Origin of the sequence: Paucibacter sediminis (genome assembly GCF_030254645.1) — a bacterium.
GTDB lineage: Bacteria > Pseudomonadota > Gammaproteobacteria > Burkholderiales > Burkholderiaceae_C > Paucibacter_B > Paucibacter_B sediminis.
Genome location: NZ_CP116346.1, coordinates 4,906,929 through 4,919,996 on the forward strand (window position 1 = coordinate 4,906,929; position 13,068 = coordinate 4,919,996).

At 66.7% G+C, this 13,068-nt stretch carries 8 protein-coding genes; all 8 read right to left on the bottom strand.

From position 1 onward, the window contains the following. Positions 1-354: 354 nt before the first annotated feature. The 8 genes from PFX98_RS22795 to tadA all read right to left on the bottom strand — a co-directional run bounded on the left by PFX98_RS22795 (position 355) and on the right by tadA (position 13,051). Positions 355-1,563 (bottom strand): aspartyl/asparaginyl beta-hydroxylase domain-containing protein, encoded by a 1,209-nt coding sequence (locus PFX98_RS22795; RefSeq protein WP_285232770.1) that lies wholly within the window; start codon positions 1,561-1,563, stop codon positions 355-357. Between the two features lie 71 nt (positions 1,564-1,634). Then, on the bottom strand, positions 1,635-4,562 hold the full coding sequence (locus PFX98_RS22800; RefSeq protein WP_285232771.1) for a TonB-dependent receptor domain-containing protein: 2,928 nt from the start codon (positions 4,560-4,562) through the stop codon (positions 1,635-1,637). A gap of 279 nt (positions 4,563-4,841) precedes the next feature. Further along, entirely contained in the window at positions 4,842-6,692 is a 1,851-nt protein-coding gene (locus tag PFX98_RS22805) for an ABC transporter ATP-binding protein (protein WP_285232772.1), read from the bottom strand. Positions 6,693-6,694: 2 nt separating this feature from the next. Next, positions 6,695-8,152 (bottom strand): ABC transporter permease, encoded by a 1,458-nt coding sequence (locus PFX98_RS22810; protein ID WP_285232773.1) that lies wholly within the window; start codon positions 8,150-8,152, stop codon positions 6,695-6,697. 24 nt (positions 8,153-8,176) lie between these two features. Then, positions 8,177-9,160, bottom strand: a complete 984-nt coding sequence (locus PFX98_RS22815) for an ABC transporter permease (RefSeq protein ID WP_285232774.1) — start codon at positions 9,158-9,160, stop codon at positions 8,177-8,179. 11 nt (positions 9,161-9,171) lie between these two features. Then, positions 9,172-11,475, bottom strand: a complete 2,304-nt coding sequence (locus PFX98_RS22820) for an ABC transporter substrate-binding protein (protein ID WP_425334635.1) — start codon at positions 11,473-11,475, stop codon at positions 9,172-9,174. 53 nt (positions 11,476-11,528) lie between these two features. Further along, a complete protein-coding gene (locus tag PFX98_RS22825) occupies positions 11,529-12,440 on the bottom strand; it encodes an LD-carboxypeptidase (RefSeq protein WP_285232776.1) in 912 nt (303 codons plus the stop codon). Next, entirely contained in the window at positions 12,437-13,051 is a 615-nt protein-coding gene (tadA, locus tag PFX98_RS22830) for a tRNA adenosine(34) deaminase TadA (protein WP_285232777.1), read from the bottom strand. The genes PFX98_RS22825 and tadA overlap by 4 nt, the downstream gene beginning before the upstream one ends. Positions 13,052-13,068: the final 17 nt, after the last annotated feature.

Sequence of the window (13,068 nt, forward strand, 5' to 3'; positions counted from 1 at the left end):
GGGACGCCTCCTGACCCAGCATTTCAAGACCTGCGATCAACGAAAGCACTGGGCACGACGGAAACCCGACTCAACAAAAAATGCCCGCTGGCTTGCGGCCACGGGCGCAACGAAAGCCGGCTTCCGTCTGTAGTTTCACTACATTTGGACCCTGCTCCGTCGGCCGAGATCATAACCGAGATGGGATTCGCGCCTGACATGGGGCTTACCCCAGCCCGGCGCGAAGCTCACTTGGCGCCGATGCCGCCCCGTAGGCCGCGTCGCAGACCCCACGCCTTCATATTTGGTATCTTACTGGTATTTGATTGGTGCATTGCAGCGCGCGGTTCCGTGTTTACCCGCAGCAGCTCATACTCAGAGGTCGAAGCCGCCCGCCCTGCCCAGGAAGGCCTGTTCGGCCTGGGTCAGCAGGGTGACGGCGCGGCGCTCCGCTTCGCTGAGGGCCGGATGCCAGACGTCGAAGATCAGGACCACGCGCAACTTGTCGCTGTCGTTCCAGGCTTCGTGCTCGATGGTGTCGTCGAACACCCAGGCCTGGCCGGGCACCCATTCACGAACCTGGTTGCCAACCCTGAAGCCGCAACCCGCCGGCACGATCAACGGCAGATGGGTCACCAGACGCGCGTTGCTGATCCCCACATGCGGCGGAATGCGGGTGCGCGGCTTGAGCAGCGAGAACATCGCCACCGGCGTACGCCCGGGCTGATCGGGCTGCGGGGCGGCGCCCAGCGCCTGCATGGTGCGGGGGCATTTGGCCGCGTTGGCGGGCACGGGCACGCCGTCCTTGAGCAGGTGAAAGGCGCTCCAGCGCGGCGAGTTGTTGAGTTCGGCCCATTGGTTCAAGGGCGCGTCGCTGCCGTAGGTCAGATAGGGCGTGAAACCCTCCTCCTGCGCCAGCACGCCAAGAAATTCGTCGCGTATCGCATCGGTCGCCGCTTCGATCTCGTCGAGCCAGGGAAATGTCTGGCGCTCGAAGAACTCGACGGGCACGAGTTGCGGCATGAAGTAACCCATCGGTTGCGCGTCATAGCGCTTCTTGCGCCCGAACTGGATATCGAGCGACAGGCGGAAGCGGTCCAGCTCCCTGGACTCGAGCTGCGCGCCCTGCTCGGCGATGAAGCGATCGACAAAATCGCCGAAACGCTGCTTGTAGCGCAGCACGTAATCGCGCGCATGCTGGACCGGCGCACGCAACTCGGCGACGACGCGTTCGGCATCCGGCGCCACCGCGGTGACACCCTCGTAGGCGCTCACCGCCTCGTGCGTGCGGCCCTGCCGCTCCAGCAACTTGCCGCGCATGATGAGCGCCATCAAGTCATGCGAGTCGGCCTCCAGGGCGCGGTGCAGCACGCGCTCCTCGTTGGCCTCGTCCTTGAGCATGCGGAACAGCATGGCCAGCTGCAGCCACGGCTGCGGGTTGTTAGGCTGGAGCTCGCTGAGGCGCTCCAACAGGGCACGGGCAGCCGCCACGTCGCGCCGCATCAGGGCCTGCTGCGCACGCGCCGCCAGGTCGGCGAGTTCGCCGGGCAGACCGGGCACAGCGCCGGATGTCGAAGTGTTCATGTTCAGACGGTACAACAGCAAAGAAAAAAGCGCCTGTGCAAGCACAGGCGCTTTGACTTACGCGCTGGAACTTAGAACTTGGCGTTCAGGTTCAGCGTGATGCGACGGCCCAGGGCGTCGTACACCACCGGGTAGGTGTTGCCGTTGCCGAAGGGGGCGCCGGTCACGGCCAGCGGGGGATCCTTGTCCAGCAGGTTGTTGATGCTGGCGGCCAGCGTGATGTTCTTCGTCAGCTTGTAAGAGGCCGACAGGTCCAGATAGTTCTGGGCGCTGAAGGTCTTGCTGATTTCGCTCACCGTACCAGCCAGTTGCTCGTTGCTGCTGCTTGCATCCACGTCAACCTTGCCGAAATAGCGCCAGGTCAGAGCTGCGTTGATGCCCCAGGGGGTAGCCCAGGAAGCGCGCAGCTTGTGACGCCACTTCGGAGCGGGCGTGCCGCAGGTCGAGCCGTAGTAGCCAGCGCAGTCAAACGAACCCAGGCCAGGCACGGTCTCGTAGGCCAGTTCCTTCAGGTAGGTACCCAGGAAGCTCAGGTCCAGCTTGCCCATGTCGCCCAGGCGCATGCCGTAGTCCACGCCCACGTCCAGGCCCTGGGTCTTCTGCGACGCAACGTTGATGTTGGTCGAGATGATCTGGGCACCGGTGGTCAGCCACAGCGAGCCGAACTTGTCGCGCTGGATCAGGCTGCAGAACTTCGGATCGCCAGTCTTCAGGCACTGCGACAGCGTGGTCGTCGGCGGCAGGGCGCTGATGGCGTCCTTCAGCTTGATCGAGAAGTAGTCCAGCGAGACGTTCAGGTCCTTCAGCGGCGAGGCCACCACACCGAAGGTGATACTGTTGGCAGTCTCAGGCTTCAGGTTGGGGTTGCCACCGAACAGGCCGTTGTACTGGCCAGCCGGGCTGTCGATGATCTTGCCGTACTGGGCCGCCGTCACGCCGGTGCGTGCGCATTCCGCCAGGGTGGCGGTGGGCGCGGTGCCGGCGCAAGGATCGCTGTCGTTGTTGTAAAGGCCTTGCGACTGCGAAGCGTACAGCTCAACCACATTGGGCGAACGTGCAGCCTGCTGGTAGCTGGCGCGCAGCTTCACTTCCTTGACGGGCGACCACTCGAGGCCGGTACCGTAGGTATCGGTCTGCGGGCCGGTGCTGTACTTCGAATGGCGGTACGAAGCGTTCAGGTTCATCGCGTAGGCGTAGGGCTGACGCTCGGCCAGCGGCACGCGCACTTCGCCGTAGATGTCGTCCACGCTGTACTTGCCGCCCACGCCGATGGTGGGGCCGCCCTGGCCAGCCAGGTCACCGGTGGTGAAGGCCGAGTCGGTCGACAGTTCCAGCTGCTCGGTGCGACGCTCCACACCGAAGGCGACGCCCACGCCAGAGCGTGCGGTCGGCAGCTTCAGGCCGTACTCGGTCAGGTCACCGGCCACCGAGGCGCCAAACACGCCCTGGTTGGTGAAGCCCTTCTGGAAGCCCGGGGTCTGCAGATAGGCCAGCGCCTCAGGAGTCACCTTGCCCAGCGCCCAGATGTTGTAGGGCACGCAGTTCGGGTCGGAGCCGTCCAGGGCCGAGCGGCAGACGATGTTGCCGTTGGCGTCCTTCACGGCATCCAGCGACTTGCCGATGCGGTTGTTGGAGAAGTCGTTCTTGTAGGTCTCTTGGTAGACCACGCGAGCGACCTGGCCGAATGCGTCATAGCTCCAGGCACCGATATCGCCCTTCACGCCGACGATGGCGCGGTAGGAGGTGTGGCGCAGGTCATCCTGACGGCCGCCGCCTTCGACGTTGCGACGCGCGATCAGGATGTTGGCGACATCGCCAGCCTTGTTGAAGGTCTTGCCTTCATCGGCGTTGGACGCAGCCAGCACGGCCTTCCACGAGTCCGTCAGGAAGGGGTTCTCGAACTTGATGCCACCGGCGGTGGAGGTGTCGAACACGAACAGACCGCTAGGTGCGATCTGTGCCACGGTGTGGTCATCGTGGAAGCCCAGCTGTGCGTACACGCGGGCCATGTCGTTGATGTCGTAGTGCGCGATCGCGGTGGCCGAGTAGCGGTCAGCCGGGCGCTGGAAGTAGTTCAACGGGCCGAAGTTGTACTGGTCGGTCGCGGCCGAGAACGGACGTGCATTGCCGGCGGCATCAGCCACCGTGAAGCTGCCCTGGTTCAGGAAGAAACGGCCGGGGTAGCTGGTGGACGAGCCGCCGCAGTTGAAGGCCTTGCCGCCAGAAGCAATGCCCAGCGAGCAGGACGAGAAATCGCGCTCGCTTTGCAGCAGCGCGTTTTCCTTGTGGGCCGTGAAATTCAGCGTGGCATTGCCCTTGCCGTCGGCGAAGTTGCCGCCCACGGTGACGCTGAATTCGCGCGTGATGCCGTCCAGGCCCTTGTCGCCAGGGACTTGGAAGCCGGTCGGGTTGGTCTTGGCACGGCCGGCGACGATGTCAGCCACGCCCGAGGGGTTGTTCTGCTGGTGGTTGTAGCCCGAGTAGGTGGCGTCGAACTCCACACCCTGGAAGTTGTCCTTCAGGATGAAGTTGACCACGCCGGCCACGGCGTCGGCACCGTACACGGCGGAAGCGCCGCCGGTCAGGATTTCAACGCGGCTGATCATCGAAACCGGGATCTGGTTCAAGTCAGCGGCGGTGTTGCGCGGGCTGCCGGCAGGCATGCGGCGACCGTTCACCAGCACCAGGGTGCGGCTCGAGCCGAGGTTGCGCAGGTTGACGGTGGCGGTGCCGGTGGAGCCGTTCGACACGCTGCCGCCGTAGTCGGCGAAGACCTGGGGCAGGTTGTTCAGCAGGCCTTCCGCGGTACGGATACCGTCGGCCTTGATGGCTTCGGCGCCCAGCACCACGACCGGGCTCTGGCCCTCGGTGTCGATGGTCTTGATGCGTGAACCGGTGATCTCGACACGCTGCAGTGATTCTTGCGCCATTGCAACGCCGGGCAGGGCAGCGCCCAGGGCGAGCAGGACGGCGACGTTAACGCTCTTCCTCTTGAACATGTAAGGACTCCTTTGTGAGAAACATTCGCGTACTGAAACTGGGCACGCTTGGCGAGCCACGATAAGGCTCGACCTTGGCCTGAGCATCCATCTCAGATTGGGGTCGTGCGAGTGTCAATTCAGTCACGCGTCAGCTTCCCCCGTAATGTCCCTAGGGCCTTCGGCTAAGTGCCGTAAGTCATTGAAAACACAGCGCTTACCCCAGGAAACCCAGCGGTAACCTCGGGCCCCTTCGTTGCAACAACGCCACGCCGGACGACCCACGTGAACAAGGGCTTGTCAACTGCCTAAGGTCATGGGCGCCGGACCCAGCCGCGGCACGGCCTGCAGCAGGCTGCGCGTGTAGGCGTGCTGCGGCCGTTCAAGCACCGAATCGGTGCGTCCCGCTTCGACGATCGCACCGCCCTGCATCACCGCCACGGCGTCGGCGATGTACTCCACCACGCCGATGTTGTGGGTGATGAAGAGAAAGGCCAGGCCCTGGCTGCGCTGCAGTTCGCGCAGCAGATTGAGGATCTGGGCCTGCACCGAGACATCCAGCGCCGAGGTCGGCTCGTCGCAGACGATCAGCCTGGGCTGGACCGCGAGCGCACGCGCGATCGCGATGCGCTGGCGCTGACCACCCGAAAACTCGTGCGGGAAACGCTCCAGGGCATCGCGCCGCAGGCCCACCTGGTCCAGCAGCGCCAGCAGCAGCTCGCGCCGCGCTGGCGCGTCCAGCTCGGGGCGCAGCGCCAGCAGGCCCTCTTCCAGCACCTCCATGACGCGCATGCGCGGGTTCAGCGAGGCGAACGGATCCTGGAAGATGATCTGCACCTGGCGGCGCGCCGCGCGCAAGGCCTGACCCTGCAGACCGAACAGGTCCACGCCATCCAGCAAGGCCTGACCCTCGATGCGCGCCTGCTGGCGCAGCAATTGCACGATGGCCTTGCCCGAGGTGGTCTTGCCGCAGCCCGATTCACCCACCAGGGCCAGGGTCTGCCCTGCAGGGATGTCGAAGGACACGCCGTCCACCGCCCGGAACTCGCGCTGGCCGCCGCCCCACAGCCCACCACCGAGGCGGTAGACGACGCGCAGATCGCGCACCGCCAGCAGGGGCTGCGCGCCCGGCGCTGGCGCCGCGGCCGGGGCGGTGTCGGGCCGCGCCGGTGCGGCGGCCGGCAGGGCCTCGCCGGGCGCGCTGTAGAGCAGGCAACGCGCCTCATGCGTCGGTGCCACCTGGCTCAGCTGCGGTGGCTGCGCGGCGCAGTGCCGCATGGCGCGGTCGCAGCGCGGCGCAAAACGGCAGCCCTCGAACTGCAACCACAGCGGCGGCACCGTGCCGGCGATGGCAGCCAGGGCCGCGCCGCGCTTGCCGGCATCCGGCAGGGCTTGCAACAGCAGCCGCGCATAGGGGTGTTTGGGCGCGGCAAAGAACTCGGTCGCGGGCGCCAGCTCGACGATCTGGCCCGCATACATCAGCGCCACCTGGTGCGCCATGCCGGCCACCACCGCCAGATCGTGGGTGATGAGCAGCAGGCCCAGGCCGCGCTCGCGCTGCAGTTCCTTGAGTAGTTGCAGGATCTGCGCCTGTATCGTCACGTCCAGCGCGGTGGTGGGTTCGTCGGCGATCAGGAAGTCCGGCTCTGCGGCCAGCGCCATCGCGATCATGACGCGCTGCTTCTGCCCTCCCGACAGGCGGAACGGATATTCGTCGATGCGGCGCTCGGGCTCGGGAATGCCGACCCGCCTCAGCCAGTCGATCGCCTTGGCGCGCGCCTGGGCGCCGCGCAAAGCGGTGTGCGCCTCGATCGCCTCGACGATCTGCGCGCCCACCCGCATGACCGGATTCAGGCTGGTGGCGGGCTCCTGGAAGATCATGCCGATGCGGCCGCCGCGCACGCCGCGCATCTGCGCCTCGCTGAGCCCGAACACCTCGCGCCCGTCCAGCTCCAGCCGCCCTGCCGTGATGCGGCCGTTGTCGGGCAGCAGGCGCATCAGCGCCAGCGCCGTCATGCTCTTGCCGCAACCCGATTCGCCCACCAGGGCAAAGGTCTCGCCGCGCTGGAGCGTCAGCTGCATGCCGTCGATGGCGCGCACCAGGCCGGCATCGGCATCCAGGGTGACCTTGAGATCGTCGATGTGCAGCATGTTCAGGCCTTGCGGGTCTTGGCCAGGCCCAGCACGCGCGGGCGCAGGCTGCGGGCGCGCGGGTCGAAGGCATCGCGCACGCCATCGGCAAACAGGTTGGCGGCCAGCACCAGGCTCACCATGAAGCCGAAGGCCGCCGCAAAGCTCCACCACACCAGCGGGTCGCGCGACATCTCGGCGCGCGCCAGATTGATCATGCCGCCAAAGCTGTTCATGCCCGGGTCCACGCCCACCCCCACATAGGTCAGCACCGCCTCGTAGAGGATCAGGTCCGAGAAGCTCAGCACCGTGGTGATCAGCACCAGGTGCATCACATTGGGCACGATGTGGCGCCACATGATGCGCAGCGGCCCGACGCCGAAGGCGGTGGCGGCCTGCACATAGTCCAGCTCGCGCAGCTTGAGCGTCTCGCCGCGGATCAGCCGGCACAGCGTGGCCCAGCCCGTCACGCCCAGGATCAGGCACAGCAGGAACATCTTCAGGTCCGCGCGCTCCACGCCGGTCTCGAACAGATCGGGGTTCTTGTCGAGGAAGACCTGCACCATCAGCACGCAGGCGGCAATCAGCAGCACATTGGGCACCGAGGTCAGCAGGGTGTAGAGGTATTGGATCAGCTCGTCCACCCAGCCCTTGAAGTAACCGGCCAGGATGCCCAGCACCAGGGCCAGCGGCAGGGTCGCGAGGGTGGAGAGCGCGCCGATCACGAAGGCGGTGCGTATGCTCTTGAGCGCCTGGTAGAGCACGTCGTTGCCGGTGCGGTCGGTGCCGAACACATGGTAATGGTCCATCAGCGCGATGCTGGGCCCGCTCAGCAGCGCGGTGACCGCCAGGGTCAGCAGCACCGCGCGCAGCGGGTAATGCGTGCGGTCGCGCAGCAGGTCCTGCAGCGCCCTCCGCCAGCCGCCATGGCCGGCGGCGAGCGCCGCCGTCATGGCAAGGCCCAGCAGCAGCACGGCCAGCAGGCCCCAGGCCAGCCCGCGCAGGGCGCGGCCCAGCACATCGCCCGCCCATTGCTCGGCCGGCAGGCGCAGATGGGCGCCGCCGAACTGCAGGCGCGGGTAGTCGCGGCGCACCTCACCACCCTCGCTGATGTTGTCCTTGTTGAAACCCTGGTAGGCCAGCGGCGCCGAATAGCTGGTCTCGCGCATCGCCACCTGGCGCACCAGCAGCAGGTCGAGCAGCGATTCGGTGCGGGTGCTGTAGAACTGCTGGCCCGTCGCGCCGGCGCCCTCGGCCCCATCCAGGGCGCGGCGGAAATGCAGGCTGTCCAGCAGCGTCACCGCCATGAACAGCAGCAGCACCACGCCGGCACAGCAGGAGGCCGCATCGCGCAGCACGCGCGCCCAGGTGACGCGCACATGGGGCTGGCGCAGGATGCGCAGCAGATAGCCCAGCAAGGCGGCGAACATGGCCCACAGGGCCACATCGGTCCAGAGCACGACGATCTTGAACGACGACATGATTCCTAATCTTCGATGTGGGGCTCAGGACAGCCGCACGCGCGGATCCACCCAGGTGTAGGCCAGGTCGATGAGCGCATTGCTGGCCACATAAAGGGCTGCGCCCAGGAACACCATGGTGCGCACGATGGCGAAATCCTGGCCCGAGATGGCCTCGATGATGAAGGCGCCCAGGCCGGGGATGCCGAAGAAGCTCTCGAACACCAGGCTGCCCAGGAACACATAGGGCAGGTAGGAGCCGGCGCTGGTGATGATGGGAATCAGCGCATTGCGCAGCACGTGGCGGAACAGCACCACCGGTTCGGAGAGCCCCTTGGCGCGCGCGGTGCGCACATAGTCCTTGCCCACCTCCTCCAGGAACATGGCGCGGTACAGGCGCGCCTCGCCGCCCAGGCGCGAGAGCAGCGAGAGCACGATGGGTAGGGCCAGGAACTTGATCGCATCCAGGCCCGGCTCGTAACCGCCGATGGGCACCAGCCGCAGCAGGCGCGAGAAGAAGTACTGGCCGACGATGATGTAGAACAGGCTGGAGATCGACAGCATCAGCACGCACAGCACCACGCCCCAGAAGTCGATGCGGGTATGGCGGAAGAACACCAGCAGCAGCGCGAAGGCGGTGCTCACGATCACCTGCAGGACGAAGAGCGGCACCGCCAGCTGCAGGCTCACGCCCATGCGCACCTTGACCTCGTGCCCGATGTTGACGGCCTGGCGCGCATCCGAGCGGCCGAAGTCCAGCAGCATCAGCGAGATCGAGCGCTCCCACAGAATCGTGTGGGTGAACTTCTGGCTGCCCGCCTGCGCGGCGTCGTAGTACAGCGGCTTGTCGTAGCCGCGCTCGGTCTTCCACTTCTCGATCTGCTCCTGGGTGACGCGCTTGCCGCCGATGTTCAGGCGCGCCATGTCGTCGGGCGTGTTGACCGAGAAGAACAGGAAGAAGGTCAGCAGGTTCACGCCCACCAGCACGGCGATGCCGTAGCCGAGGCGACGTAGCAGGTACTTGATCATGTCGTCAGGCCTCAGGCGCCGCGCGCGGTGGCGAGCTCGCGGGCGCGGAAGGAGCGGCGCGTCAGCCAGGCGATCACGGCCGCGCCCGCCGCCAGCAGCAGCAGGGGCCACCAGATCGGATGGTTCCACTCGGCCTGCCTGCGCGCGCGCTCGGCGGCATCGACGCGGTAATAGCGCCCCACGTCGCGCACCACGATGCTGGGCTTGCCGTTGTAGACCCAGTGCTGGAAGGCCAGGCCCACATAGGGCCAGTAGCCCCAGGACCAGGGCGCGTCCTCGCGCACGATGCCCAGCATCTCGTCCATCACGCGCTGCTTTTCCGGGCCATCGTCCAGGGTCTGCAGGCGCTTGTAGAGGCGGTCGTAGGCGGGGTTCTCGTAGTTGGAGGCGTTCTCGCCCTCGAACTTGGACTTGCTGTTCGGGCCGTAGAGCAGGAACAGGAAGTTCTCGGCATCCGGATAGTCGGCCAACCAGCCCCACCAGTAGATCTGGTGCTTGCCCTTGAGCACCTTTTCTTGGAACTGGTTGAAGTCGGTGGCGCGCACGTCCAGCTGGATGCCCAGCTTGGCGAACTGCTTCACCATCCAGTCGTTCTCGGCCTTCATCTCGGGCGTGACCACGCGCATGAAGTCATAGCTCAGCACCAGGGGCTTGCCGGTGCCGGCGTCGCGGCCCTCCGGGTAGCCGGCCTCGGCCAGCAAGGCCTTGGCCTCCTCGATGGAGCGCCGTTGCACCTTGCCGTCCACCAGCTTGTGCGTCACCGGGTTGTGCCAGCCCGGCTGGCCCTCGCGCGAGCCGAACACGCCGGGCGGCGTGGGGCCGTGGGCGGCATCGCCGCCCTTGTTGCGGAAGATGCGGCCATAGCCCTCCTCCCAGTCGATCGCGATCGAGATGGCCTGGCGCAGCTTCTTGTTGCGCTCGCGCTGCTCGGGCGTGCTGCCCTGCCCCACCACCGGATCCAGCCAGTTGAAGCCCACGTACCAGCTGCCGATGTCGGTATCCATGGGCAAGCGGTAGCCCTTGGCCGCGTAGTTGCGGAACACCTCGTCGGAGTCGCTCTTGTCCACCATGAACTCGACGCCCCAGTCGGTCCGCTCGATCTCGGGCAGGTCCAGATAGCCCTGCTTGAACAGCTCCTTGCGCGGCACCCGCTCCTTGATGATGTTGGCAACGATCTTGTCGACAAAGGGCAGGCGCTTGCCGCAATCGTCCAGCAGCCCGGCGGCCTGGTCGCCGGCGGCACCCTCGCAGGGATAGCTGTCCTGCCGGTAATAGGGGTTGCGCGCCATCACATGGCGGCGGTCCTGCACATACTCGGTCATCATGAAGGGTCCGGTGCCGACCGGCCATTGATTCCACGACAGGCTGTTCTCGTTCATGCCCGGCTGGGCATAGAAGGCGTCCACCTCCCAGGGCACCGGCGCGAAGAAGGTGGTGGCCAGCCAGTACTGGAACTGCGGGTACTTGCCGTTCAGGCGGATGCGCAGGGTGTGCGAGTCCAGCGCCTCGGCCCCCTCCAGCGGCCAGCGGCGGAAGTCCAGGAAGGGCTTGTCCGCACTGTTCTCGGGCAGGCCCTTGAGCAGCTTGGCGTTCTCGGCGCGGATCAGCTGGCTGTAGGCCTTGAGGCCGCGCACATGCTCGGAGAACACGCCGAACAGCGGCGCCTCGATGCGCGGCGTGGCCTGGCGCTTGATGGCGAACACGAAGTCCTCCGCCACCAACTCGCGCGTGCCCTGCTGGGCAAACTCCCAGGGCGAACGCTTGTCCCCCAGTTCCGCCCGCGTGAGGTGGTGGTAGATGTACTGCCCCTGGGCATTCTTGGCAAAGGCCGGGTGCGGCGCGTAGCGCAGGCCCTTGCGGATGGGGATGTCGTAGACCGCCTGGGCGATCTGCTCGGACGGCGCATCGTCGGGCAGGCGCACGCCCTTGGCATCCAGGTAATAGGGCTTCACCACCTCGGTGGCGGCGTGGCCCTCCAGCTGGTAGGGGCGCTTGAGGTAGTGGTAGCCGTAGAGCGGCTCGTAGATATGGTAGGCGTAGGCACCCTCGGGCGCGGTGTAGGAGGCGGTCGGGTCCAGATAGCGCGGCGAGCGCTCATCAAAGGACATGTAAAGCGTGTTGTCCTTCTCGGCGCCGATCGGATAGGGGCTGTTGTTGCAGGCGCTCAGCAGCGCCGCGGCCAAGATGCCTCCGATGAACCCCGCAATCCGCTTCAACAACACATGACCCCTTCTGCACGCGCTTAGGCACAAAAAACGAGCCTCTGGCGGCGCCTGGGCTGATGGCCCGGCGTGCAGAGGCTGGCGCGCGATCATAGTGGAGCCGGGCGCTGTGCGCCCTCATGGAATTCACCCGAACACGGGGGGTGTCAGTGCGTATGCCCCCAGGCCAGCAGGGCGTCGCGGCCCTGCACCACCATCTCCACCTTGGCGCCCACCGGCAGGCAGACCTTGGTGGCCACATGGCCGAAGGGCAGGCCGGTGAAGATCGGCGTCTTGGTGCGCGCACGCACCGCCTCGATGGCCGCCTTCAGGTTGTAGCCGCGGTCCAGCGGCGACTTCTTCCAGGCGCTGAACTCACCCAGCACGATGGCCTTCTGCGCGTCCAGCACCCCCGCCTGCTGCAGCTGCAGCAGATTGCGCTCGACCCGATAGGGATGCTCGTTGACATCCTCCAGGAACAGGATGCCGCCCTTGATGCGCGGAAAGTAAGGCGTGCCCAGCAGCGAGTTGAGGACGCAGAGATTGCCGCCCCACAGGGTGCCGCGCGCCTCGAAGCCGTCGTGCCCGGCCTCGGTGCGAAAGCCCACCGCCTCCAGCAGCCCGCTCATGGCCTCGGTGAAACAGTCCTGCGTCACGTCGTCCACGCCGCCCTCGTCATCGCTGCGGCCAAAGTCGTCGCAGGCCAGCGGGCCGGCCCAGCTCTGCAGCTTGGCCTTGGCCAGCAGCCCCAGCTGCAGCGAGGTCAGATCGCTCTGCCCGACCCAGCGGGTGCCGCGCTCCACGCTCTTGGCCAGCAGCTTCCAGTCGAGCTGGTCCAGCAGGCGCGTCAGGCCGTAGCCGCCGCGCGTGGCCAGCGCCACCGAGGGCGCGGCCTGGGCCACGCGATGGATGGCTTGCAGGCGCGTGGCATCGTCGCCGGCAAAGCGCTGATGCTTGGCCAGCGCCGCTGCGTCTATCGTCACCTCGAAGCCCAGTGCGCCCAGGCGCTTGGCGGCACGCTTGAGGGGCTGGGCCTGTGCCAGCACGCCGGCCGGGGTGTAGAGGGTCAGGGAACTCATGGTTTGAAATCATCCAGGTGAATGGCATCGCCCGTGGGAATGGGCTGGGATTCGCAATCGGCGTCGCTATGGGATGGCGCTTGCGCCGCGCGCGCCAGCTCGCGGCGCTTGCGTGCGGCCTCGCGCCGCTCGGCAAAGAATTCGCGCAGCAGCCTGGCCGAGGCCTCGCCCAGCAGGCCGCCCTGGATGCCGGTGTGGTGGTTCAGCTTCGCTTCGGCAAACAGGTCCAGCACCGAACCGGCCACGCCGGTCTTGGGATCGGGCGCGGCGAACACCACGCGCTTCAGGCGCGCATGCATCATCGCCATCGCGCACATCGCGCAGGGCTCCAGCGTCACATAGAGCTCGCACTCGGGCAGGCGGTAATTGCCCAGCAGGGTGGCGGCATGGCGCAGCGCCACGATCTCGGCATGCGCGGTGGGGTCATGCGTGGTGATGGGCCGGTTGTAGCCGGTGGCGATCACCTGGCCCTGGCGCATCAGCACCGCACCCACCGGCACCTCGCCCACCAGCAGGGCGTTGTGGGCCTGGTCCAGCGCGAGCCGCATCGCGTATTCGTCGGCGGCACTGAAGGCGGCCTGCGGCGGATGGGGGATGAATGGCTCGGTCATGGGCAGGCGCGCAAGTG